We start from the raw sequence: 24,893 nt of genomic DNA on the forward strand, positions 1-24,893 counted from the left end.
TCTATTTCTATCTTACTATGTAGTTAGCAATAATAGAACCCATTTCGCTTGTTGAACAAACTTCTTTTGCGTCAAACTGTGCTAAATCTTGTGTTCTGTAGCCTTCGCTAAGTGCTTTTTTTATTGCTTCATCTATTTTATCTGCAGCGGCATTTTCACCAAGAGCATATCTTAACATCATAGATGCTGAAGCGATAGTAGCGATTGGATTAGCAATTCCTTGTCCTGCAATATCTGGTGCTGAACCGTGAATAGGCTCATAAACACCTATTTTAGCTCCAACAGATGCTGATGGTAAAAGACCAATTGAACCAGAAAGCATACTAGCTTCATCACTTAAAATATCACCAAATATATTTCCAGTTAGCATTACATCAAACTGTCTAGGATCACGTATAAGTTGCATTGCAGCATTATCTACATACATGTGGCTTAGTTCAACTTCTGGATAGTCTGTTGCTACATCTTCAACAACTTCTCTCCATAGTTGAGAAACATCTAAAACATTTGCTTTATCAATAGAACAAACTCTTTTGCTTCTTGTCATTGCAATCTTAAAAGCTTGGTGCGCGATGCGAACAATCTCATCACGAGTATATACCATAGTGTTCCAGCCTCTATTCTCATCACGACCTTTAGGCTCACCAAAATAGATGCCACCAATAAGCTCACGAACGACCATTATGTCAACACCCTTAACTATTTCTGGCTTAAGTGATGAAGCATTTACTAGTTCATCATAAACAACAGCAGGACGAAGATTTGCATAAACACCAAGTTCTTTTCTAAATCTTAAAAGTCCACTTTCTGGTCTTTTTTCACGAGGTAAAGAGTCCCATTGTTCTCCACCGATAGCACCAAAAAGTACTGCATCGGAGTTTAATGAGATATTTATAGTTTCTTGAGGAAGTGGGTCACCTGTAATATCATAGGCACAACCACCCATTAGAGCTTCTTCATATTCAAAGTGAAAGCCACAGCATGAAGATACAGCATCTAAGACTTTAACTGCCTCATCTACGATTTCTGGACCTATTCCATCACCTTTAATTAGTGCTATTTTATAATTTTTCATTATTTACCTTTTATTTCATTCTGTGCGAAATTCATTAATCCGCCAGCGTCTATAAGTTCTTGCATAAATTCAGGGATTGGAATAAAGTCGTATGACTTATTTGTAGTTTTATTTGTGATTGTACCAGCATTCATATCAACACTGATTTCATCGCCTTCACTGATTTCTGCACTCTCTTTTAGCTCAAATATAGGAAGACCCATGTTAAATGCGTTTCTATAAAAGATTCTTGCAAAAGTTGGAGCAATTATTGCAGCAACACCAGCAGCTTTTAGAGCAATTGGAGCATGTTCTCTTGAACTTCCACAACCAAAGTTTTCACCTGCAACTATAACATCACCTACTCTCATATTATTTACAAACTCTGGGTCAGCATCTTCCATAACATGTTTCGCAAGTTCCTCTGGAACAGATGTGTTAAGATAACGAGCAGCAATAATTAAATCTGTGTCGATATCTTTTCCAAAAGTCCAAACTTTTCCATCAATATTTGCTTTTTGCATATAAAATCCTAGATATATTTTAAAATATTTTTGCGATTATATCCAAAATGAGATTGGTATTAGTTTAAAGCTTTACGTATAGCATCATTGATTAATTCGTTAGACTCTGTTGCGTCATCTGGATATATACTTTTTCCAATACTTATTTTTATATCCAAAGTACCTTTTTCATCTTCAAATTTTTCACTAAAAAGCGTGTTTATTCTTTCAAATATAACATTTAAATTTTCTTTTTCAAGGTACTCATTAAATACAATAATAAATCCATTATCAGAGATTCGAGAAAGCATGTCCTCATTACGGATTGAGCTAAGCAACCTATTGCTTGATTCTACAACAAACTCTTGAGCACGTGTTTTAGATCTCAAATTAATATCGTGGTAGTTAAGTAGCTTAACGGCAGCAACTATAAACGATTTTTTATGTCTAAAAGCTCTAATTATCTGCTCACCTATTATTATGTCGAGATTGTTTCTATTTGGTAGCTCAGTAACAGGATCAAAGTAAGCTTTTTTTATGAGAACAAGATCATTTTCACCACGTTTTTTAGCAAGCTGTCTCTGTTTAATATTAAAATAAATGCTAATAAGTAACAAAACTATTAAAATATATAAATAGTATTCAAGTCCATAAAATTCTGCCATGTCAATCCTTCTTTGTTATGTTTTAAACTGCTCTAGCTTGGTAGATAAATCATCAGTCATATGGTTTAGATGCTCAGCAGCGCTTGCTATTTCTTCAACGCTTCTTGCATTTTCTAAAGATATAGTGTTTATCTCTTCAATACCTTTAACAATATAATCTATTTGAACACCAGTATGCTCAAAATCCTGTACAGATTTATCACTTGCTTGCGTCGCTTTATTTACAATTTCAGTTGTTAATCGTATCTTACTCTCAACTTCTGAAGCAATTACAGATAACTCTGCCATCTCTTTAGAGCTTTTACCCATCTCATCACTTGCAGAATTTGTAGCCTGAACTATTATATTAATTGTAGCATTAATTTCCGATAATGATTTTTGAGTTCTCTCGGCAAGTTTTCTGACTTCATCAGCAACAACAGCAAATCCACGACCATGCTCACCTGCACGAGCCGCTTCAATCGCTGCATTTAACGCCAATAGATTAGTCTGCTCAGCAATATCTGATATAACTATCAGAACATCCTTTACTTGCTCAGTATCTTTAGATAGCTCTTCTATTTTCATTGCTAATTCAACTTCTGATTCAACACTACTTTGAACCTTTGATGTCAGAGTTACAATCTCATCTCTAGCACCGTTTAACATTTCATTAGCTGCTAGCATCTCATGTTTAGATTTATTTGCGTCTTCAATAGCTATCTGTATTTGAGAATGTGTTTTCGTAGCATGCTCTGTAGTTTGGTTTACTATTTGTACTGATTTTTCAACATTAGTTCCAACTTGAAGTGCTGTTGATGAAAGTTCATTAGAAACAGATGAGTTCTCAAAACTTGATTTTTTTGCTCCATCTACGCTTTCATGAACTTTTTGAATAAATTTATTAATGTTATTTGCAACATCTCTTATTTCATCATTACTCTCAACTATAACTCTTTTTGTTAAATCACCCTCACCCATCGCTAAATCTTCTGTAACTTCAAGGATGTTTCTAATAGGCTTAACAATAGCTCTATCTGCTGCGAAACTTACAATGATAGTTATCACAAAGACTAAAAGCATTGATGATAATACTATTTGTGTAGTAGAAGCAACTATTTGATCATTTGCATCATCACGCATCTGTTGTATTTTTGCTTCTATGTTATCTATATATTCTCCTGTACCTACTACCCATCCCCAGTCTTTAAATAGCATCACATAAGACATCTTTGGAACAGGTTTGTCTAAACCTGGTTTTGACCAACTGTAATCAACTCTACCTTCGCCCTTGTCTTTTGCTATTTTTGCCATCTCAGTAAACAAAAATATTCCATTTGGATCTTTTGTATCAGACAAGTCTTTTCCATCCAGCGCCGGTTTTATCGGATGCATAATCATCTTAGGAGTTGTATCATTTATCCAGAAATATCCATCTTTACCAAAACGCATCTGAGATATTGTTTTTAATGCTTCACTTTTCATCTTAGTTGTTACATCAGAAACATAAGCGCCAGTACCTATTATCCAACCATATGGCTCAAATTTTCTAACATAAGATACTTTTGGCTGAGGCTTTTCAAATCCTGGCTTAGCCCAGTGATAGTTTACTACACCGGCATCACTGGATTTTACTGATTTTACCATATCATTAAATAGGAAAACTCCATTTGGATCTTTAAAGGTAGTTAAGTCTTGTCCGTTTAGACTAGGTTTGATTGGATGCATAATCATTCTTGGCAACTTGTCATTTATCCAAAAATATCCACTGTCCCCATATCTAGCAGATTCAACTACATGCATTAAATGTTTTTGCAGTTCTGATTTTGACATTGTATTTTTATTTTTGTCGTAAGCCTGCTGAATAATGCTAAAAAGAAAGTCCGTCTGCTCTTTTAGGTCAGATTCAACTTCTTTTTTAATTTTATCTTTTGATGTTCTAGCGTAAAAAGATTCAATAGACTTCATAGCTACACTAACGTAGTTTTTGAGTTCTGATTCCTTATTCTGATAAGCTTCTTCCTTATATTTAGAAACACTTTGTTCAGTCATCTCATTTATACCATGGATAGACTGCAAAATTATTGCGATGGAAACGGCTATAACGGTAGATATAATGAGAATAACCATTTTCATTTTTATCGATATTGTTTTCATAACGACCCCTTTTAACAATATAATATATGAACATATTAAATCATTATATCTAAAAATATAGCAATAATATTATAATAAAATCAAATGAGAAGTTATGCTTAAGTATTGGAAAAACCAATACTTAATTATTGTAGAATACTATCTTTTGAGGTTGTTTGTAGTTTGCAGCATTTCATCACTTGTAGTGATTACTTTTGAGTTAGAATCATAGGCACGTTGCCCTGTAATCAGGTCAGTAAGCTCAACAACAAGCTCCACATTACTTAACTCAACAAAACCCTGTCTAAGCACTCCAAGACCATCTACACCAGGGGTTCCTTCTACTGGTTGTCCTGAACTGTCTGTCTCCAAATAAAGGTTATCACCGCGTGAGTGTAATCCCGCTGGATTAATAAAATTTGTCAATGTGATTTGCCCAATTTGAGTTGCTTGAGTCTGTCCTGGCTGAACAACAGTAACTGTACCATCTGTACCGATACTAATATCTGTAGCATCTGGCGGAATAACTATCTCAGGAACTAGCTTATATCCATCACTGTTTACCATACTTCCATTGTCATCAACTTTAAAAGCACCGTTTCTACTGTAAACCTCTGTTCCATCAGGAAGTTCAAGTTTGAAGAAACCTCTACCAGTAATTGCAACGTCTAGTTGATTGTCTGTCTGCTTAAGACTTCCCTCGGAGAAAATCTTGTTAATAGCAGTAGGTCTTACACCAAGCCCTACTTCTATACCTGTTGGACTCTTAGTTACATCACTTGTAGCCGTTCCGGCGTATGACATAACCTTGTACATCAAGTCAGAAAACTCTGCACGAGATTTTTTAAAGCCTATAGTATTAACATTGGCAATATTATTAGCTGTTGTATCTATCTGTGTCTGCATCCCTAACATTCCTGTAGAGGCAGTATAAAGTGATTGCATCATAATCTAACTCCTTAAGCTTTTCTGGCAATTTTATTTATAGCATCGTTGTTCATATCATCCATCTGAACACTCATCGCTTTTTGATACATTCCAACTAAGCGATTTGTCTCTATCATTTGTGTCATCATCTTCACGGCATTAACATTACTTTTTTCTACAAAACCTTGCATAACAGCTTCTGTATTATCAAGAGATTTTAAATCCGTTGTTCCATCATATCTATAAAGATTATTACCCTCTTTTTTAAGAAGTGCAACATTATCTGGTTGCGCAACAAACAGATGTGAACCTTGAACTAATTTAACACTATTAGGTATATTTTTATAAATCTGACCATGCTTATCAACTTTTATGACATTTTCATCGTCGTTAAATGTTATATTTCCACCAGCTTCAAAGTAATCATTTGGCAAAACTTCATAACCGTTTTTAGTAACAAGCCTTCCTTCATCATCCTTTGTGAAAGAACCATCCCTTGTTAGTCTAACACCCTGAGGAGTCTTAACCAAGAAGAACAAACCTTCTCTAGAGAGTGCAAAATCCATATCATTATCAGTCTGCTGAGTATTACCTACAGTAAAGTCTGTATACGAATCGACAACTTGAGGAGCTTTTGTCATAGCTCTGTTTAAAAACTGTGCTCCATCTTCTGAATGATTTTTATTAGGTAGTTCATCTCTAGCCTCTTTATAAAGACGCTGAAAGTCACCGACCACAAGATTGTCTTCTTTAAAACCTACCGTGTTAACATTTGCAAGATTATTAGCAATGGTATCTAAACGATTAAACTGAGTAACCATACCGGCTGCTGAACTATAATATCCGCTTTGCATAAAATCCCTTTATTTAGCATATCTGTTTGAACAAAAGCAAAGTGCGTTCCAAAAATAATTTATTCTAATTTAAGAGTAGTTTAAAATATTCTGGGTATAATCCACTCTTTAAAAAATCTTAACTATTAAGGCATATTTTAATATGACAGCAAAAGACCTCAACAAAGCTATAGACTCATATTTTGCAGATCACAAGTCAAAAGACTGTAGAACTTACGAAGCATTAATAGAACTTTTTGACAAACAGCCAACAGCAGCTCAAGCTAAAACTATTCATAAATTAATGATAAAACATAAAACATGTCTATATACAGCAAGCGAACATGCTAAGAAGCTAAATGATAAAGAAGCTGAAGCTAGAAAAGATGCTCAAAGAAAAATGCTAGCTAATAATGAATCAGATAATTTTGATATCTTAAAAGAGCATGAACTTCTTGAATGGTCTAGATCAGACTCTCCAGTTCGTATGTACCTTCGTGAAATGGGACAGATCCCTCTTCTTACTAAAGAAGAAGAGATTGAAATTTCTAAAAAAATAGAAGGTGGAGAAAGTATTATTATAGATGCTATCTGTTCTGTGCCTTATCTTATTAGATTTATCCTAGATTACAGAGAACCTCTTATTAATCGTGAAAGAAGAGTTAAAGAACTTTTTAAAAGCTTTGAAGATGAAAAAGAAGATTCAGAAGATGATAGTGATAGCGATAGTGACACAGCTATTGAGATAAGTGATGAAGAAGAGACTAAGACATTGACTGCTAAAGATAAAAGCAGAGTGGAAAAAGTAACTCTAAGCTTTAAAGCACTTGAAAAAGCTAAAAAAGAGTGGATAAAACTAGCAGAAAAAATACCTGAAGACATAGATGGTGAGATTACATCAGATATAGTTCAATACTTTCTTAACGTAACATTTAAAAAGTCTGTTCTTAAAGATAGACTTTTAGATCTTGGTCCAACTTCTAAGCTAATAAATGAACTTGTTAAAGCTATGGAGACAGCACTTAAGAGTGATGACGGGTATGATAAAGAGCTTAAGAGACTTGAATACAAACTACCACTTTTCAACTCTACACTAAAAGCTAATCACAGAGTTCTAGTAGGTAAAATTTGTGAGCTAACTAAAGAAGATATCTCAAGCATGGTTCCAGAAGCTACAATGGTTAGCACATATATGGAAATCAAAAAACTTGTTCAAACCAAAGAAGCTTCAAAAAATAGTTTCGACATGGAACCAGAAAAACTTTTAGATATTTTAGAGCAGATAAAACGTGGTAAAAATATCTCTGAGATCTCTAAGACTAAGATGGCAAAATCTAACCTTAGACTTGTTGTTTCTATTGCTAAGAGATATACAAACCGTGGCTTACCATTCCTTGACCTTATTCAAGAAGGTAACATTGGTCTTATGAAAGCTGTTGATAAATTTGAATACCAAAAAGGTTACAAATTCTCAACTTATGCTACTTGGTGGATTCGTCAGGCTATAAGCCGTGCTATTGCTGATCAAGCAAGAACTATTCGTATCCCAATACACATGATTGAAACAATTAATCGTATCAATAAAATCATGCGTAAACATCTTCAAGAGCATGGTAAAGAGCCAGACGTAGAGGTAATCGCTCTAGAAGTTGGATTATCAGTAGAGAAAGTTAAAAACGTTATAAAAATAACAAAAGAACCTATCTCTCTTGAAGCGCCTATAGGGAACGAAGATGATGGAAGATTTGGTGACTTCATTGAAGATAAATCATCAATCTCGCCTTCAGATGCGATACTAAAAGATGACCTAAGAGTTCAAATCGAAGGTGTTTTAGAGCAATTAAATGAAAGAGAAAAAGCTGTTATCAAACTAAGATTTGGAATAATGGATGATGAGAGCGATAGAACACTAGAAGAAATAGGAAGAGAGCTAAACGTTACTCGTGAGCGTGTTCGTCAAATAGAATCTAGTGCTATCAAGAAACTTAAGCACCCTAAAGTAGGTAGAAAACTAAAAAGTTATATAGAAGAATAATATATGACTTTTGAACAACAGTGGCTAGAATACGATTACAACCCTTTTGTGCTTTTTAGTTCTAATGGGAAAATTATATCACTAAACGCTGAAGCTCAGTTTCTTATTGGTGCTGCTTCTTCGCATGACCTTTTTGAACTTGCAACAGCATATGCTAATGTCTCTTTTGGTTTTAAAACTACTTTTTTAGAACTCGAGTTTGGTAGATACAAATTTTTTGCACTTACAGTTGGTTACGAAAATGAAGAAGAGATAGGTATTAAATTATATCAATCTCCATCATTTAAGTTAAACAATCCAAAACCTGTTGGTGAACTGACAAATATTTACACACTTGTAGATCTGTGTATCTCCACAAACTCTATTAATTCAAATATAAAGTATACAAAAGAGTTCGATCCAACTATCCCAGAGATAATTATTAATACAAATAAATTTATTAAACTATTAAATAAGATTTACTCTTGTTTTGAAGACAATGATAAAATCAATACCAAAATATTCTATAGAGTTGGTGAGCATATAAAGTTTGAAGGTAAAAAATACAGTATATTTTCTATTGAAATACAAGCAGAAAATATGAATCAGCAAAAAGCAGATGAGCTGGAAGTTATAGCCTCTAACACAAACTTCTACATCGATATGCAAAAAAAGATAACTATCAATATACCTATGATAACTTCTTAAGAGCTATTTCTCTACAGAGAAAAGCTCTTTTCCACTTACAGAACCAACTACTATTCCAACAAGTAAAGATGGTAAGTATACAGCTATATCTAATAGATCATTATTTTTCAGTGCTATAAATCCAAGAACCAAAAACACATATGGCACCAGTCTAAATAGTGACGTACTGCCTTTAACACCATGCTTCATACTATTAAGACTAAAAGTCTTTATTTTTTTCTTCTCTTCTTTAACAATAGCTCTTAAGTCTAACTCTTCAACTGGTGCATAGTTTATAGAGTCCTCTTCATATAACTCATATGGGTCTTCTATCTCATCGAGGATATCTCTTTTTTCTTCAACCATATCAGAAGTAACTTGAGTATCTACCATCTTTCTATAAGCATAAGAGGAACCCAATATTATAAATAGACTACTTAAAAAGGCAATCTGCAAATTCATGAAAAAACTAAATGATATAAATGAAGATGCTATTATTAAAAGCTCTGCTACAGTAATGAGCCTAATACTTTTTTTCACCATAATCCTCATCGTCATCAGAATCTTCTTCTAATTGTTTTTTAATAGCATATCTGGGTTGTTTAGCAAGTTCTTCAAATACCTTATATTGTTTTGAGTATGCTTTATAAACATTTAAAATTGCCGCTGCTATACCTATGGCAACACCGACCCAAAATAACCAACCAATTCCAGTCAAATTGCGAAGAAGATAACCTATACCAACACCCATAACAACTGCAACAACCATAGAAATACCTAGAGAAAGGCTATCAGCTGCTTCAATAATTGGTTTTATTCTAGGCTTATGCTCTTCTTCTGTTTCTTCTACTTTATTTTCAGCATCAGCCATTTGTAATTGCCTTAAGCACTTTCGCGCTAGCTTTAATCGTATCTTCAATCATCTCATCAGTTGTAGCAGTTGAGATAAAACCTGTCTCATAAAGAGAACAAGCAAAGTAAAAACCTTCTTTAATCATGCCAGCATGAAACTTAGCAAAAAGCTCAGCATCTGAGTTACAAGCATCTGCAAAGTTTTTAACAGGTGCTTCATTGAAGAAGAAACCGAACATACTTCCTCTTGTATCTATTTGCATAGTGACTCCACACTCAGAAGCTGCAGCTTGCATACCCTCTACAAGTCTTTTAGCACGAGCATTAAGAACATTCATTACAGGTGCATTTTTCTTTAATTTACTAAGTGCCGCAAAACCTGCTGCCATTGCAACTGGATTTCCACTAAGTGTACCTGCTTGATACACTGGTCCTTCAGGTGAAAGCTTAGCCATAATTTCAGCACTTGCTCCAAACGCCCCAACAGGCATACCACCACCGATAACTTTACCAAGAGTGACAATATCTGGAGTAGTACCAGTGATAGACTCAGCACCGTTTATAGATGCACGAAAGCCACTCATAACTTCATCAAAAATAAGCAGTGTTCCATTCTCATCACAAATCTTTCTTAATTCTGCTAAAAACTCTTTATCAGCAGGTACAAGACCCATATTTCCAGCAATTGGCTCAATAATAACACAAGCAATGTCTTGAGAATCAGCAAAACATTTCTTTACACTTTCTATATCATTGTACGTTGCTAAAAGTGTATGTTTTGTAAAGTCAGCTGGTACACCTGGTGAACTTGGGTTTCCAAAAGTAACTGCACCACTTCCTGCCTGAACTAAAAGGGAGTCACTATGTCCATGATAACAGCCAGTAAATTTTACAATATCATCACGACCAGTAAAACCACGAGCAAGACGTATTGCACTCATAACTGCTTCTGTTCCACTACTTACAAATCTAATCTTATCAATAGAATCAAACATAGATACAACAAGCTGAGCCAAGTCTGTTTCAGCCTGTGTAGGGGCACCAAAACTAAGTCCGTGCTTAACAGCTTCTATAACTGCTGCTTCTATGCTTTCATCTCTATGACCAAAAATCAGTGGTCCCCAACTCTGTACAAAATCAACATATTTGTTTCCATCAATATCAGTTAAATAAGCTCCATTTCCTTCTGCGATGAAAATCGGTGTTCCACCAACGCTTGAAAATGCTCTAACTGGAGAGTTAACTCCACCTGGAATTAAATTTTGTGCCTGTTCAAATGCTTTTGACGATGCTTCTGTACTCATTTAGTAACCTTAATATTTTTTTTGTTATTATAGCTAAGTTGTATTAATCTATATTAGTTATAATCATTGAAATTATTTAAAATTATAATAAACGGAACAATTTGAATAGATCCTCTTTTGCATTATTTGTAGCACTTCTTATACATCTCCTGCTTGTATTGATTTTTTGGCTACTTGGAACTATAGTCCCTGATATAGAAAAGCCTGTTAAACAACAAGAAAACAAAATAAAAGTCTCACTAAAAGAGATGCCAAAAATAGAAAAAGAATCTGGAGATATAAAAAAGAAAGTTGAACCTTCTACTATTGCTCCACCAATGCCAAAGGGCTCACAGCTTAAAAAAATCGTTAAGCCACCTGTTACATACGAACCAAAAAAACCAGTTAAAGAACCAAAGCTAAATCCAAAGCCAAAAGTAACTAAGCCAGAGCCAGCATCTAAACCAGAGCCAAAAACAAAACCATTACCGCAAAAGCCATATATAGCACTGACTTCAGAAAAAGATATAAATATCACTAAAGAAGAACCAAAAAAAGAAGTTAAAAAACCTGTAGATCCACTATACGCTATGCTATCTCAAGACAAGTCTTCTAAAGAGGAAGAGAAGCAAGAAAAAAAGACATATAGTGAAAGTAGCATAAATCAAAACATCAAAGAGCTTTATGGTGATGAGTTCGGAAAACTAAGTCCAGGACAACAAAAATACATCTTAGACAATCAAGAGATAATGAGAAGAATAACTCAGCAGGTTCTTACTCGTGTGGCAAGAGTAAATCTTCCAAGAGATTTAAACGTAAATAGAAGTAACGTTATAGAATTTTACCTGCATCCAAATGGAGATATGAGTGACTTTAAGTTTTTAGAAAAAAGTGGTTACTATGTTCTTGATGACACTACAAAGGAGACAATAGAGTACGCTTACAGTAGATACCCAAGACCTACAGAAAAAACTCTAGTCAGATACAATGTATTTTACAATTTAGCAAGATACTGATACAATTACTTATAATTAAAGGCAACAAATGAAAACAAAACTTATAAGCACAATACTACTCTCCTCCCTCTTTCTCTTTAGCTCATGTTCAGACGATAAACCCGAGCAAGTTCAAAAAGAGATGCCACCACTTAGCGTTAATACCATTACAGTAAAAAAAGAACCTATTCCTATATGGAAGCAGTATACAGGTACAACAAAAGCAAGTTCTGACCAAGAAGTTCGTGCCAGGGTTCCCGGCATACTTAAAAAGATTTATTTTAAAGATGGTGATACAGTTATAAAGGGTCAAAAACTCTTTATGATAGAGCAAGATGAGTATATAGCAGCTCGCGATGCAGCAAAGGCTAAAAAAGCTCAGGATGAGGCTTCATTAAAACTAGCAAATGCTGATGTTGCAAGATACGAGCCACTTGTTAAAGAAGGTCTTGCTCCTCGTGCGACACTGGAGCAGTACCAAGCACAGCAAGCCGGATTAAAAGCTGCCATTGCAGGTGATGTAGCAGAAATTAAAAAAGCACAACTATCTCTTAGCTACACAATGATTCGTGCTCCAATTAGTGGTAAAGCAAGTGCAAGAAGAGTTGATATTGGAAATCTTGTAGGACAAGGAGAGTCGACACTTCTTACAACCATTATGAGCGTTGATCCTATTTACACTTATTTTTCTCCTTCACAAAATGATGTAAGATTATTTGAAAAATATAGAAATAAAGAAAAACCAGTTGCCTTCATAGAAATAAATAGTCAAAGAGAAACTATAAGACTTGATGGATATGTAGACTTTTCAAATAATGTTGTCGATTCTCTTACTTCAACAATTAGTATGAGAGCTACTATATCTAATCCAGATGGAAAAGTTTTACCAGGCACTTTTGTATATGTGAACCTATTTATAAACGATAAGTACAGCTTTTTAATGATTCCACCTGAAGTAATATTTTCAGATCAACTCGGAACTTATGTATATGTTGTAGATAAAGATAATAAAGTTAAAAGAGCTGATATTGAGACTGACTACTCTACAAAGTATTATGTAAGCGTTAAAACTGGTCTACAGGATGGGGATAGAGTTATAGTATCTGCTCTAGTTAAATTAAAGCCTGGTCGTGCTATTAAAGCGACAGATGTATCGTCTACGCATGGGATTAAAGCTGTTTTAGAAAAAAACAAACTTATTCCAAAGAGTAAATAAAAATGTTTTCAGTAACATTCATTAAAAGACCTATTCTATCGATAGTTATATCGTTAATAATTATTGTTGCGGGTCTGGTATCAATGGCTGTCCTTCCTATATCAGAGTATCCAGATGTAGCACCACCGACTGTAAATGTATCCGCGACTTATACTGGAGCAAATGCATTTGTTGTTGAAGAAACTGTTACTCGTGTACTAGAAGATAAACTAAATGGTATAAAGGGTGTTATATATATGGACTCCTCTTCTGCATCAAGTGGAAGTTCAAGTATAAACGTATATTTTGAACCAGGTTATGATATAGATATTGGTGCTGTCGATGTCCAAAACAAAGTCTCTACTGCAACTGCTTCTCTGCCTTCTGAAGTAACACAACAAGGTGTTATAGTTGATAAAAGAAGTCCCTCTTTAGTATGTATCATTGCCATTAATGGTGATGATAGGTATGATGGTAGTTTTTTAAGTAACTTTGTAAACATCAATGTCCTAGATGAAGTCAAAAGAATTCAGGGTGTTGGTAAAGCTGAAAATATGGGTGAGAAGAAATACTCTATCCGTATATGGCTAGACCCTGACAAACTAAAAGCTCTAAATATGACTCCTATGGAAGTCATCCAAGCCGTTCAGTCACAAAACAAGCAAGCTTCTATAGGTAAGATAGGTGGTAACCCTACATTTGATGATCAGAAGCAGGAATTCACATTAACGACTAAAGGTCGTCTAAGCGAAGTTGATGAATTTGAAAACATCGTTTTAAAATATAAAAAAGATGGCTCATTAGTCCATCTTAGTGATGTCTCTAAAATAGAACTTGGAAGTGAGAGCTACGACTGGAATGCAATTAGTGCTAAGCGACCAACAGGGTTGATTGGTGTTTATCAGCTTGGTGAAGCAAACGCTCTTGATATTCGTAAAAAAGTAGAAGAGACAATGGTAAGGCTTGAGAGTAGATTTCCAGATGGTGTGACATATTCAGTTCCATATGACACTACTAAATATGTTAAGGTAGCAATAGATAACGTTGTAACAAACTTATTTACGGCCATTGGACTTGTTATTCTTATTATTTTCATATTTTTAGGCTCATGGAGACCAACCGTTATAGCATCTGTAACTATTCCAGTTTCACTTATAGGTGCATTTGCAGCGATGGAGCTTGCAGGTGGATTTAGCATAAACTTTTTAACGCTTTTTGGACTTATTCTCGCCATAGGTATTGTTGTTGATGATGCCATACTGGTTGTTGAAAATGTTGAGGTTATCATGTACAAAGAACCTGAACTAACAATGCCACAAGTTGTTAAAAAATCAATGATAGAACTTATAGGACCGATTATCTCAACTACTCTTGTTTTAGTTGCGGTATTTATTCCAGTATCTCTTCTACCAGGTATAACAGGAGCTCTTTATCAACAGTTTGCACTTACTATTGCATTTGCTGTTTTAGTATCATCACTAAATGCTCTTACACTATCTCCGGCTATTAGTGCTATTATTATAAAAAGAAGAAAAGAAGGCGAAGAGAAGTTTATACTCTTTCAAAAATTTGATCTCTTTTTTGATTTTTTAACTTCTAAATACAAAGCACTAGTTACACTTCTTGTAAAACTAAGATATTTTATGATTTTAGTTATGGGTGGTATTTTTTATCTTACGTATTATCTATTCGCCATAACTCCTACAGGCTTTGTTCCATCAGAAGACAAGGGTGTTTGTATGGTTTCTGTAAATCTAAAACCAGGTACTTCTATATCTCAGACCATAAAGGTAAGAAAAGAAGTTGAAGGCATTATATACGACATTGATGGTGTAGAAAACATTGTAGCCATAGAGGGTTACAACATCATCACATCATCTTTAGACGGTTCTGCTCTAGCCATGTTTGTTTCTTTTAAAGACTGGAGTGAAAGAACTACAAAAGAAAGCAGTGTTTTTGGAATCTTAGAGCAGATTAAACAAAAAACAGCTGGAATCACTGAAGCAAATATTGCAGCATTTAATATGCCTGGTATTCCTGGTGTCGGTAATGTAGGCGGATTTGACTTTAGGCTACAAGATTATCTGTCTGGTGACTTAGAGACTTTTGAGCATTTTGCGCAAGAGATGATAAAAGGAGCCTTTGCAGATCCAAGAATCGCATATGCATTTACAACATTTGCAACAAACTACCCTATGTACGACATAAAGATAGATAGAGAGAAAGCAAATGCCCTTGGCATAAATATGTCTGATTTGTTTACTACTATGCAAGCATATCTTGGCTCAATATATATCAATGATTTTACAAAGTTTGGTAAAGTCTTTAGAGTATTTGTTCAAGCCGACAAGGAATATAGAAGTTCAAAAGAAGATATTAACAAATTATTTGTTAAAAATGCTTTTGATAAGATGATTCCACTCAATGCAGTCCTCAAAATAAAAGAGATAATAGGTCCTCAAAATCTTACTCACTACAATATGTACAGAAGCATCCAGATAAATGGTGCTGCAGCTCCAGGATATAGTTCAGGAGACGCGATGCAAGCGATGGATGATATTGCTAAAAAAGTTCTTCCTCCTAGCTATGGATATGAATGGTCTGGAATGAGTTACCAAGAAACATTAGCCGGAAATGCTCAGATATATGTAGTTATTTTTGTACTACTTGTTGTATTTTTAGTTCTCTCAGCTCAATATGAGAGTTGGATATTGCCGCTAATGATTTTACTATCTGTTCCTATGGTTATCGCTGGTGCAGTAGCTGGACTTCATACGGTAGGACTTCCACTTAATACTTTTGCTCAAGTCGGACTGGTCTTACTCGTAGCACTTGCTGCGAAAAATGCCATCCTTATTGTTGAGTTTGCAAAAGAACAAAGAGAGAGCGGTATTGGGATTATTGAGTCAGCTATAAACGCAGGAACTCTTCGTTTTCGTGCGATTATGATGACTATTCTCTCTTTTCTTTTTGGTATTATCCCTCTTGCTTTTGCAACAGGTGCAGGTGCTATTACACAGATGTCTATAGGTATCGTATTGATGTTTGGTATGATTGCTGCGACTTTTATATCTACACTTTTTGTTCCTGTACTTTATGTACTTCTAGAGACTATGAGAGAGAAATTTGTAAGTGTTGAAGATGAAATAGCTACAAGGGAGTCAATATAATGTTAAAGATTTTAACTACATTTTTATTAGTTTTAAGTTTGCATGCAGAAGATGTCTATACAGTTGATGATTTAATCCTAGAAGCTCTCAAGAACTCTCCTGATTTGAAGATAAGCTCATCAGAGTATAAAGCTTCACAAAGTCGTTATGATTTAGCTTTTTCAAGCTATTTGCCAAAGGTCGATTTAAGCCTTACAGCTGGAGAAATAGGTATGAGTGATATACCTCTAAATCCAGATACCATGGTAAATGATTCTCTTTTACTTGGGCAACTGTCTCTTCAACAGATTATTTATGACTTTGGCAAGACAGGTGGTAATGTCGATACGTTTAAGTATGATTCAGACTCATACCTAAACTCAAACGAACAGCAAATCTCAAATAAAAAAAGAGATGTAAAGCAGGCATACTACGAAGTGCTACAATCCATTGCTCTTATCAATGTAAACAAAGAAAATGTAAAACTAAATGAGATTCAACTCTACCGTTCACAAAAGTATTTTGAAGCGGGAATTAGAACAAAGATAGATGTATCAGATGCTAAAGTAGAATTAATAAAATCAAAACTCAACCTCAAAAAGAGTCTCTACGATTTAAAGCTTTCATATGCTTCACTAGATCAAGTTGTTGGTTTCATGGAATCTGTAAAAGAGTATAGAGTATATTCTAAAGAGTTAGTATTAGAAAATCTATACGCATCTTTAAGTGATTATGGTTTAACTCTGAATGAGTCTATAGCTTATGCCTATGAAAATAGATATGAGCTTAAAAAGTACCTTGCCAATATAAAATCAGCTGAGTCTTCAAACGAATCTGCTTCGGCAGAGTACTATCCTCAACTATATTTTGGCGCTAACTACACTAAGCAAAAAGCTGACAAGTTTAAAAGTACAACACCAGAAGATCAATGGAAAGCTGCTCTAAATCTAGACTGGAATATTTACCAAGGTGGGGCTACTTCAGCATCTACTCAAGAGAAAAAAATCCAGATAGAGATTTCTAAATCACAACTGCAAAACTCTAAATTAACAATCAAAAAAGACGCTACACAGGCTTATATAAATGTATATAAAATGAAAGATTCTGTAGAACTCTCTCAAAGTCTGCTAGAAGTGTCTGAAGATAAGTTTGATCAAGCTCAAAAACGCTACGAGTATGGTTTATCAGACTACATAGAACTACAACAAGCAAGACAAGGGTATATAGATGCTAAATCCTCTTTAGTAATTGATTACTATAACTTCTACAACGCAATTGCTGTACTAGACAATGCTATAGGGAAGTAATTTGGGTGAAAAGATAGCTCCAATATCCAAAAACAATAGAGTGGAAATACTTGATGTTGTTCGAGGTTTTGCTATATTTGGGATAATAATCGCAAATATACAAGCTTGGAGTGGATATAAATTTGTTCCTTATGAAGTTTTACAAACCCTACCCTACTATGACTACAACACAACACTCAAATATCTTTTTATGTTTTTTATTGACACTAAATTTTACACTCTTTTCTCTCTGCTCTTTGGTATAGGTTTTTATATACAATTTGACAAGCAAAGAGACAGCCAAGCTTCTTTTATGAAGACATACAGAAAGAGACTTGGTTTTTTAATTATGTTTGGTGCTATACACTCTTTCTTTTGGTCTGGAGACATACTTCTCATATATGGAGCAGTCGGGCTTGTATTCGTTATGTTTAGAAACCTAAGTCATTACACTATATTTAAACTAAGTATATTTTTCTACTTTATCTGGTTAGCTTATGACATACTATTTGCTCTATTTTTTCCAGAAGTAATGAACTACCCATCCGGTGCTTATAAAACTTACCCTGATATATCTCCAGCAGAACTGACCGCTATATTTCAAAACGGAACTTTCATGGAAGTACTTCAGGCAAACTGGCACAACCTCTATTATCGCTACATTGACCTTGTCCCATCTGGACGTTTAACAAAGGTTTTAGCCCTTTTTATGCTTGGTTTCTACCTTATGAGCATTAACTACTTTACAACATATGCCCGCTCTGTAAAACTGTTTACGATCTTTTTCGTACTTGGTGTTGCTCTAACATATATCTCTTATGAGATTGGTGGAAGTATGGGTCAGTTCTCACATGATTTAAAAAATGTAGCTTACAAGGCTTTTGCAGTATCTGGACAGATATTTTTAGCCATGTCATACATTAATATTCTTGCTATCTTAGATGAGAAAGCTTTTTTCAAAAAATTCTTTCATCTTTTTGCTTATGTAGGTCGTATGTCATTTACATCTTATCTTACACATACTATATTTGGATTTTTAATTTTCTATCCATTCTTTGGTGGACTTTTTGGTACTATGGGAATATTAGAGATAACAATACTGGCAATTGTCTTATACGCTCTTCAGATAGTGTTTAGCTATGCTTGGCTTAAATACTTTAGATTTGGTCCACTGGAGTGGCTATGGAGATGTCTAACATACTCCAAACTATATCCTATTTTAAAAACAAAAAAATAAAGGGCAATTATGTCACACCACCCATTACAAACGATGAAGCAACACTATCTTCAACTATTTATTTTTGCCTTTGGAGCAACAATATGGTTCTCCCCGGTTCCGAGTGGTCTAGAGCCACAGGCATGGCAACTCTTTGCTATATTTATAAGTGCTATTCTAGCTGTAATAATAAAAGCTATGCCGATATTTACTTCATCTATTTTAGCCTTATCTGTTTCTGTTTTAACAGGAACACTAACAACTGACCAAGCTTACAGCGGTTTTTCAGAAGAGTTTATACTTCTTATTATTGTTGCTTTTTTAATAGCAAGAGGGGTTATAAAATCAGGTCTTGGTAAAAGAATCGCTTTTTTGATCATCAAAAGATTTGGCAAATCAAGTCTCGGTCTTGCCTATTCTATCATAGCAGCTGACATGTTTATCTCTCCTGCTTTTCCAAGTAATACCGCACGTTCAGGGGTTTTATATCCTATAGTAAATGCTCTCTCAGTTGACAGTGGTTCAAAGATAGCAGACGGAACTCGTAAAAAACTAGGTTCGTTTTTGATGATGTCCTCAATGGCTGGACTTACACTATCTTCTACTCTATGGCTAACAGCGATGGCTGCAAATCCAGCTGGTGCTAAAATGGCAAAAGATTTTGGAGTTGAAATCACTTACGGTTCATGGGCTCTTGGTGCATCTCTTCCTGTTCTTATTCTATTTTTTCTTGTTCCTTGGGTGATTTTTAAAATATATCCACCAGAGATTAAAGAGACACCTGAAGCTCCTGCAATTGCGATAGAGGCATTAAAACATATGGGTCCAGTTCATAAAAATGAATGGATTATGGCAGCTACCTTTGTTGGTATGGTATTTTTATGGGTTATGTCTGGAAGTTGGGGACTGGATAAGACAGCAGTTGCCTTTTTAGGACTTGGTGTTTTAATGGTTACAAATATCTTTACACTTGAAGATATGAGAGGAGAAGGGAATGCACTCTCGACTCTAGTATGGTTCTCTATACTTTTTGCTATGAGTGTCTACCTTGATAAACTTGGCTTTATGGGCTGGGTTGGTGCTCATATTTCAGATATGGTTGTTGGACTTGATTGGCCTGTGGTATATGTAGGTCTTACCATTGCTTATGTTCTTATACACTACTTCTTTGTATCTCAGACAGCTCAGATGCTAGCTCTGTTTTCAGTTTTTTTAAGTGTAGCTATCAGCGCAGGAGTTCCTCCAGAACTTATGGCTTTAATGCTTCTCTTTGCTACAAACTTTAATGCCATCATAACACCACAAGGTTCTTCTGCAAATGTTATCTATGCAGGTAGTGGCTATTTAGAACCTGGAGAAATTTATAAAGTCGGTGGTATAATAACTTTAATCAACACAGTAGTTTTTCTTACTATTGGTACAGGGTGGTTACTATTAATATTATAAGGATTTAACTATGCTAAGAACAATTATACTTCTTTCATGCCTATTATCCATAAATGCTCTCGCTAGCAATGATAAAAATATAAATAGCGACGACACCCAATATGAAGCCCCTCGTCTTGCTGGAGATTCACTTGCCATAAAACCTTTAGTGAAAAGTGTTTCTCAGCAGACAGTCTCACTAAGTGATATGTTTAAAAATGGTAATTTTAAGGGACTCATAAGATACAGCGCCCAACACAGAGATACAAACTACCGCTCCAGAGAGAGCTCAGCAATAACAAATTCTGTACAGCAGTACTCTGCAATTGGTGGCTATCTAGGCTATGAGACTGCAAAATTTAACAACATATCTCTTGGTGCTACATTTTACACTGCACAAAAAATAGGAAATAATCCAGACGATAGACTAGGTCTCGGTGGGTTAAACGAAGATGGCGGAACTGCTAATTCTTACGCTGTTTTAGGTGAAGCATATATAAAGTACAGAACTGAAGAACACTATCTGCACTATGGAAGAAGAGAGATGCCAGACTATAGATTTGTATCACTATCTAACATCCGTTTTTCTCCTTACACACACGAAGGTACTACTTATGAAAATACTATGTACGATGGTTTAAAACTAAATCTAGGATACATAAATTCTCAAAAAGCCAGAAATGCTGAAGATTTTCAAGATATGGTTAGATCAGCCCGTGTAAATGAATCAAGCATCAGAGGTAGCTATAATCCAAGCAACTACACTTCCGGAAGCTATAGTGGCGCTAATAAATCTATGGCAATGATAGGACTTGCCTTAAACAAAAATGGCCTTAGCATGGAAGTATGGGATTACTATGTTAGTGATTTTGTTAATACTCTCTATCTATATGGTGATTATAATTTTAAAATAAGTAAAGAGTTTACTCTTACTACAGCAGCTCAATACGCAAAACAGCAAGATGTAGGTAATCATGTAGCAGGAAATATTGATACATCTTTTTATGGACTAAAGATTCAAGGCGCATTTAAAAATGGTATAACACTTTTTGGAGCTTATAACAACGTAGCATACAATGAAAAATCTTATGATGGCGGTACTATTTTTGTTAGGTGGGGTACTCCACAAATGTTCAACTCCTTTCAAGTTCAAGATTCAGAAATCGCAGGAACAAAGTCTATAGGTGTCGGTGCACAATTTGAACTAGGTCGATTAGGCTTAATTGATAACACAGTTATTAGGTTTAGATACGCTAACTATGATATGCCAGACTCCGTGAATGATAGAGATGCCGCCCAAGATAGAAGTGAAGCCACATTTGATTTTAGATACTCTTTTACCAAAAACGATGGATTTGGTATATTTACAGAGATGAAAGGTCTCAGTATTCAATTTAGAATTGCATATGATGACTTTAAAACAGATTATGATTATGCCGCATACATTGCAAAACACGGCGTTTCTTTTAGTAAAGTCACTGATGATTTTGTTGATACACGTCTATATATAGACTATATGTTTTAGAAGTGACAGATGCCAAAATATAAACTCAGCTGTTTACTCTTCATCTTTGTAACTCTTACTCTTGAGGCAGACTCAAAACTAGAAGAAGCCTTCTCTAATGGTAATGTTGATGCAGAGATAAAACTATTTTTCTATGATATCAACAAAGAAACTGGTCTAGATGCCTATGCTACAGCACTCGGTGGTTACCTAAAATACACAACTGACACTAAAAATTCATTCTTTGCATCTGTTAGATTTCACACATCAAATCCTGTTGGCGATAATCTAAACAAAGGAGCTACAGCTCTATTTAACAATGACAAAAATGCAGATGCATTAACTACTATTAGTGAGTCATTCCTAGCCTACAAAACAAAAAGTAGAGTAATGAAACTTGGTAACTTTATGCTAAAAACACCGATGATGAATGATGACACGACAAGAATAGTTCCATGGAGTTATCAAGGTTTTACCTACACAGGTGAGAGTATAAAAGACCTGAAAGTTCAACTCTACTATATTAATGCTATACGCTCTTTTACATCTGATACTTATAAACAAGAGAGTGCCAGTGGTGAGTTTGGAGATAGTGGGATAAGTATGTTGTCTGCTCATTACACTGGTATAAATGGGCTAAAAGCTCAAGCTTTTTATTACTATGCTCCTGAGTTATACTCTACATTTGTAGCACAGACGGATTATGAACTATCTGTAGATAAAAATGCACTCTTTTGCGTAGGTGCCCAGTACTTCAATAGTGGAGATGGCGGAAAGTATGCAGTTACCCAAAATAGAAATGGCGGAGATGATATTAACCTTCTGGCATTAAGAACTTCTGTTGATACAGAAGATTGGATGATATCTATAAACTACTCTCAGAATTTCGGTCTAAGCGGTATAGTAAAAGGATATGGTGGTCTAGCAAAGGTCTATACAACTTCTATGATAGCTAACGGTCGTGGAAACTACAAACCTGAGACTTGGATGCTAAAGAGTACTTACAATCTTCCTTTAGGCTCACATCAAAGCGAACTTGGATTTAGACTGACAAATACCCAAGTGAATGACCCTAGAGGTGATGGCTTTAATGCTTATTATTTTCACTTTAAACACGACTTCACTAAAGAAGCTTCTATATATCTAAGATATGAAAACCTAGCTTACACAAGCACTAAGAGTGACGCCGCTTATTTTCGTGCCATCGCTAGTTATAAGTTTTAACAACCCACTCCCGCTCAACAAGTAGTTCATCACCGTAAAACACTTTTCCGACAAAGACATCACCAACTCTGTAGTTACTAACACCCTTTGGAGTACCACTCATTATGATATCATTATCTTCCAAGCTCATAAAAGTCTCTATCTCATTTATAATCTCAACAGGTTTATGTATCATAAGATCATAAGTCGCCTCTTGAGTAAGCTTGTCGTTTATGTACAGCACAAGAGCAAGCTTTTTAATATCACCCACAAAAGCTACAAACTCGCTAAAAACAGCAGAGCTGTCAAAAGCTTTTGCTCTCTCCCAAGGAAGACTTTTTGACTTTAAGTATGATTGGATATTTGCCTTTGTAAGATCAAGTCCAAAACCGACACCTGCTATCTTTTTATCTTTGATTAAAAAGCATATCTCACCTTCAAATCTTGTGTCTTCACTAAAGTAATATAGCTCATCACTTATGGCAGAATTTGGCTTATTAAAAAGGACTATACTCTCTGGTGTCTCATTTCCAAGCTCTTTTATATGCTCAACATAGTTTCGTCCGACACAGACTGCTTTGGATGTAAAAACGCTTTGATTATTGTACGTTACAGTTTTCATCACTAGTCCTTTTTTATAAAATAATAGTTAAATATTTTGATATTAGTTAATATTCAAAAGTGCTAAGGCGCCCTTATATATGGGCTCATCAACAAATCCATACTCTTCATCCACAAAACCTGTCACTCCAGTATCTCGGTGCATCTCAAAGAGTTTAACTATGACTTTTGCTCTGTTTATTTGAGCTTCTTCATCAACAAATATTTCATTTACAAGCTTTACCTGATCTGGCGAAATACACCCCTTTGAGTCATAACCCATACTTTTCTCTAACTCTATCCAAAGAGAGAATTCATCTAGATTTTTAAACTCTTGGTATACAAAAGATACAGGTTTTACTTTCATAGCTCTTGAAGTAATCAGAAAGTGTGAGAGCATATAAAGCATGGTAGGGTTGTTTAGGTTAATAAGGCTTTGGGATAGTTTCATATCTGCAAAAAGATCCAAGATGCCAAGATAAAAAGTAGTAACTCTAAGATTACCTTTTAGCGTTGCTAAGTTATGCCAAGCTTCCGATGTTTCAATAGAGAGATGCAACTCTATATCTTCATTTAAAAGAGCAAGAACATTATCTACTTCTTTTTTGTTTTTAATCTTTGGAACTCTTATGGCATCCGGCATAAACTGGTTTAAATAGGTTATCTCTTCATATCCACCCTCATCTAGTGCATTAACACGGACAACAAGCTTTTTACTGCACTCTCTATGTTTAGTTAAAAATATTGCACACAAAACAAGTGCAAAATGCTTATCTTCTTTACTTACACCATCTTCAAGGTTTAGCATGATGCAGTCAGCATCAAGATTCTCTATCTTATTTAGATGCTTTAGATTATTACATGAGAGCATTAAAACAGAACGAAAATCACTTCGTTTGTTAAGAATTCTAAAAGTCGGTTCTGCTAATGCATCTAGAGCTACTAAATCTCTTTCTTGGAAGGCTTTTTCTATTTTACTTAGCATCTGGCTTATCCCTATTTTGTTGAAGATAAAGATAGAGTGCTTGAACCTCTTTTTTTGTTAAGAAGTACATTGGCATTCCATTTTTTCTCTTCTCTAACGCATTATAAAAAACATTAAAGTCTAGACTGTTTATAGCAGGACCTTCAAAAGTTTTTTTCACTTTTTTATCTATATAACTTGCGACAAGTCTTCCTTCGCCTTTTTCACCGTGACAATGATGACAGCCAATTCCCCTAGGATTTTTATAGAGTTGAGATGCATATTCAAGCGGAGTTATAAACGAAGTTGCTCCAAACAAGAAATAAGGAAAAGTAAAAAGCAGCAGATATCTCATAAAATGACCTTCTAAATATATGATGATATAATAACAAAAAAATAATTTATGAGCTTTAAATCATTAAT

General features: G+C 34.8%; 22 protein-coding genes. 10 read left to right on the top strand and 12 right to left on the bottom strand.

What is annotated here, in order from left to right; translation table 11 throughout:
* Positions 1-7 precede the first annotated feature (7 nt).
* The 6 genes from leuB to SMGD1_RS13700 form a co-directional block, all read right to left on the bottom strand.
* Complete coding sequence (gene leuB / locus SMGD1_RS13675) at positions 8-1,075, bottom strand: 3-isopropylmalate dehydrogenase (protein WP_008337188.1); 1,068 nt, start codon at positions 1,073-1,075, stop codon at positions 8-10.
* A complete protein-coding gene (locus SMGD1_RS13680) occupies positions 1,075-1,578 on the bottom strand; it encodes a 3-isopropylmalate dehydratase small subunit (protein WP_008337354.1) in 504 nt (167 codons plus the stop codon). The genes leuB and SMGD1_RS13680 overlap by 1 nt, the downstream gene beginning before the upstream one ends.
* 59 nt (positions 1,579-1,637) lie before the next feature.
* On the bottom strand, positions 1,638-2,222 hold the full coding sequence (locus SMGD1_RS13685; RefSeq protein ID WP_008337238.1) for a diguanylate cyclase domain-containing protein: 585 nt from the start codon (positions 2,220-2,222) through the stop codon (positions 1,638-1,640).
* A gap of 15 nt (positions 2,223-2,237) precedes the next feature.
* A complete protein-coding gene (locus tag SMGD1_RS13690; protein ID WP_008337175.1) occupies positions 2,238-4,358 on the bottom strand; it encodes a methyl-accepting chemotaxis protein in 2,121 nt (706 codons plus the stop codon).
* A 138-nt stretch (positions 4,359-4,496) separates the two neighbouring features.
* On the bottom strand, positions 4,497-5,285 hold the full coding sequence (gene flgG, locus SMGD1_RS13695) for a flagellar basal-body rod protein FlgG (RefSeq protein ID WP_008337588.1): 789 nt from the start codon (positions 5,283-5,285) through the stop codon (positions 4,497-4,499).
* Between the two features lie 11 nt (positions 5,286-5,296).
* Positions 5,297-6,118, bottom strand: a complete 822-nt coding sequence (locus tag SMGD1_RS13700) for a flagellar hook-basal body protein (RefSeq protein WP_008337299.1) — start codon at positions 6,116-6,118, stop codon at positions 5,297-5,299.
* Between the two features lie 142 nt (positions 6,119-6,260).
* Here SMGD1_RS13700 and rpoD point away from each other — a divergent pair, with 142 nt between their 5' ends.
* The gene (rpoD, locus tag SMGD1_RS13705) at positions 6,261-8,132 is read left to right on the top strand and encodes an RNA polymerase sigma factor RpoD (protein WP_008337200.1); all 1,872 of its coding nucleotides are present in this window, start codon (positions 6,261-6,263) and stop codon (positions 8,130-8,132) included.
* Positions 8,133-8,135: 3 nt separating this feature from the next.
* Entirely contained in the window at positions 8,136-8,819 is a 684-nt protein-coding gene (locus SMGD1_RS13710; protein WP_008337189.1) for a hypothetical protein, read from the top strand.
* 3 nt (positions 8,820-8,822) lie between these two features.
* On the opposite strand, the gene SMGD1_RS13715 is transcribed toward SMGD1_RS13710, so the two are convergent.
* Genes SMGD1_RS13715 through hemL form a run of 3 tightly spaced genes read right to left on the bottom strand, consistent with a single transcriptional unit; the run spans position 8,823 to position 10,954 of the window.
* Positions 8,823-9,338 (bottom strand): hypothetical protein, encoded by a 516-nt coding sequence (locus SMGD1_RS13715; protein ID WP_241761498.1) that lies wholly within the window; start codon positions 9,336-9,338, stop codon positions 8,823-8,825.
* The gene (locus SMGD1_RS13720; protein ID WP_008337486.1) at positions 9,322-9,669 is read right to left on the bottom strand and encodes an AtpZ/AtpI family protein; all 348 of its coding nucleotides are present in this window, start codon (positions 9,667-9,669) and stop codon (positions 9,322-9,324) included. The genes SMGD1_RS13715 and SMGD1_RS13720 overlap by 17 nt, the downstream gene beginning before the upstream one ends.
* Entirely contained in the window at positions 9,662-10,954 is a 1,293-nt protein-coding gene (gene hemL, locus SMGD1_RS13725; protein ID WP_008337368.1) for a glutamate-1-semialdehyde 2,1-aminomutase, read from the bottom strand. Before hemL ends, SMGD1_RS13720 begins: the two co-directional genes overlap by 8 nt.
* A gap of 101 nt (positions 10,955-11,055) precedes the next feature.
* Between hemL and SMGD1_RS13730 the strand changes: the two genes are divergently transcribed.
* Genes SMGD1_RS13730 through SMGD1_RS13765 form a run of 8 tightly spaced genes read left to right on the top strand, consistent with a single transcriptional unit; the run spans position 11,056 to position 22,927 of the window.
* Positions 11,056-11,949 (top strand): hypothetical protein, encoded by an 894-nt coding sequence (locus SMGD1_RS13730; protein WP_008341582.1) that lies wholly within the window; start codon positions 11,056-11,058, stop codon positions 11,947-11,949.
* Between the two features lie 28 nt (positions 11,950-11,977).
* Positions 11,978-13,144 (top strand): efflux RND transporter periplasmic adaptor subunit, encoded by a 1,167-nt coding sequence (locus SMGD1_RS13735; RefSeq protein ID WP_008337487.1) that lies wholly within the window; start codon positions 11,978-11,980, stop codon positions 13,142-13,144.
* 2 nt (positions 13,145-13,146) lie between these two features.
* Positions 13,147-16,293, top strand: coding sequence for an efflux RND transporter permease subunit (locus SMGD1_RS13740; RefSeq protein WP_081444050.1), 3,147 nt, complete (start codon positions 13,147-13,149; stop codon positions 16,291-16,293).
* Entirely contained in the window at positions 16,293-17,579 is a 1,287-nt protein-coding gene (locus SMGD1_RS13745) for a TolC family protein (RefSeq protein ID WP_008337284.1), read from the top strand. The genes SMGD1_RS13740 and SMGD1_RS13745 overlap by 1 nt, the downstream gene beginning before the upstream one ends.
* Before the next feature lies 1 nt (position 17,580).
* Positions 17,581-18,795 (top strand): DUF418 domain-containing protein, encoded by a 1,215-nt coding sequence (locus SMGD1_RS13750; protein ID WP_008337187.1) that lies wholly within the window; start codon positions 17,581-17,583, stop codon positions 18,793-18,795.
* Between the two features lie 9 nt (positions 18,796-18,804).
* A complete protein-coding gene (locus tag SMGD1_RS13755) occupies positions 18,805-20,220 on the top strand; it encodes a DASS family sodium-coupled anion symporter (RefSeq protein ID WP_008337337.1) in 1,416 nt (471 codons plus the stop codon).
* 10 nt (positions 20,221-20,230) lie between these two features.
* Complete coding sequence (locus SMGD1_RS13760; RefSeq protein WP_008337613.1) at positions 20,231-21,724, top strand: OprD family outer membrane porin; 1,494 nt, start codon at positions 20,231-20,233, stop codon at positions 21,722-21,724.
* A 9-nt stretch (positions 21,725-21,733) separates the two neighbouring features.
* Positions 21,734-22,927 (top strand): OprD family outer membrane porin, encoded by a 1,194-nt coding sequence (locus tag SMGD1_RS13765; protein ID WP_008337417.1) that lies wholly within the window; start codon positions 21,734-21,736, stop codon positions 22,925-22,927.
* Here the strand turns inward: SMGD1_RS13765 and SMGD1_RS13770 are convergent.
* The 3 genes from SMGD1_RS13770 to SMGD1_RS13780 are packed head-to-tail and all read right to left on the bottom strand — an operon-like array spanning position 22,911 to position 24,825.
* A complete protein-coding gene (locus SMGD1_RS13770; protein ID WP_008337575.1) occupies positions 22,911-23,528 on the bottom strand; it encodes a fumarylacetoacetate hydrolase family protein in 618 nt (205 codons plus the stop codon). The two genes, SMGD1_RS13765 and SMGD1_RS13770, sit on opposite strands and share 17 nt — an antisense overlap.
* Before the next feature lie 42 nt (positions 23,529-23,570).
* Positions 23,571-24,491, bottom strand: a complete 921-nt coding sequence (locus SMGD1_RS13775) for an HpcH/HpaI aldolase/citrate lyase family protein (protein WP_008337616.1) — start codon at positions 24,489-24,491, stop codon at positions 23,571-23,573.
* Complete coding sequence (locus SMGD1_RS13780) at positions 24,481-24,825, bottom strand: c-type cytochrome (protein ID WP_008337586.1); 345 nt, start codon at positions 24,823-24,825, stop codon at positions 24,481-24,483. The genes SMGD1_RS13775 and SMGD1_RS13780 overlap by 11 nt, the downstream gene beginning before the upstream one ends.
* Between the last annotated feature and the right edge of the window lie 68 nt (positions 24,826-24,893).

This window comes from Sulfurimonas gotlandica GD1, assembly GCF_000242915.1.
GTDB classification, from domain to species: Bacteria; Campylobacterota; Campylobacteria; order Campylobacterales; family Sulfurimonadaceae; genus Sulfurimonas; species Sulfurimonas gotlandica.

Coding starts and splice junctions, on each gene's coding strand:
- leuB (WP_008337188.1), bottom strand. CDS start 1,075: ATGAAAAATTATAAAATAGCACTAATTAAAGGTGATGGAATAGGTCCA.
- SMGD1_RS13680 (WP_008337354.1), bottom strand. CDS start 1,578: ATGCAAAAAGCAAATATTGATGGAAAAGTTTGGACTTTTGGAAAAGAT.
- SMGD1_RS13685 (WP_008337238.1), bottom strand. CDS start 2,222: ATGGCAGAATTTTATGGACTTGAATACTATTTATATATTTTAATAGTT.
- SMGD1_RS13690 (WP_008337175.1), bottom strand. CDS start 4,358: ATGAAAACAATATCGATAAAAATGAAAATGGTTATTCTCATTATATCT.
- flgG (WP_008337588.1), bottom strand. CDS start 5,285: ATGATGCAATCACTTTATACTGCCTCTACAGGAATGTTAGGGATGCAG.
- SMGD1_RS13700 (WP_008337299.1), bottom strand. CDS start 6,118: ATGCAAAGCGGATATTATAGTTCAGCAGCCGGTATGGTTACTCAGTTT.
- rpoD (WP_008337200.1), top strand. CDS start 6,261: ATGACAGCAAAAGACCTCAACAAAGCTATAGACTCATATTTTGCAGAT.
- SMGD1_RS13710 (WP_008337189.1), top strand. CDS start 8,136: ATGACTTTTGAACAACAGTGGCTAGAATACGATTACAACCCTTTTGTG.
- SMGD1_RS13720 (WP_008337486.1), bottom strand. CDS start 9,669: ATGGCTGATGCTGAAAATAAAGTAGAAGAAACAGAAGAAGAGCATAAG.
- hemL (WP_008337368.1), bottom strand. CDS start 10,954: ATGAGTACAGAAGCATCGTCAAAAGCATTTGAACAGGCACAAAATTTA.
- SMGD1_RS13735 (WP_008337487.1), top strand. CDS start 11,978: ATGAAAACAAAACTTATAAGCACAATACTACTCTCCTCCCTCTTTCTC.
- SMGD1_RS13740 (WP_081444050.1), top strand. CDS start 13,147: ATGTTTTCAGTAACATTCATTAAAAGACCTATTCTATCGATAGTTATA.
- SMGD1_RS13745 (WP_008337284.1), top strand. CDS start 16,293: ATGTTAAAGATTTTAACTACATTTTTATTAGTTTTAAGTTTGCATGCA.
- SMGD1_RS13755 (WP_008337337.1), top strand. CDS start 18,805: ATGTCACACCACCCATTACAAACGATGAAGCAACACTATCTTCAACTA.
- SMGD1_RS13760 (WP_008337613.1), top strand. CDS start 20,231: ATGCTAAGAACAATTATACTTCTTTCATGCCTATTATCCATAAATGCT.
- SMGD1_RS13765 (WP_008337417.1), top strand. CDS start 21,734: ATGCCAAAATATAAACTCAGCTGTTTACTCTTCATCTTTGTAACTCTT.
- SMGD1_RS13770 (WP_008337575.1), bottom strand. CDS start 23,528: ATGAAAACTGTAACGTACAATAATCAAAGCGTTTTTACATCCAAAGCA.
- SMGD1_RS13775 (WP_008337616.1), bottom strand. CDS start 24,491: ATGCTAAGTAAAATAGAAAAAGCCTTCCAAGAAAGAGATTTAGTAGCT.
- SMGD1_RS13780 (WP_008337586.1), bottom strand. CDS start 24,825: ATGAGATATCTGCTGCTTTTTACTTTTCCTTATTTCTTGTTTGGAGCA.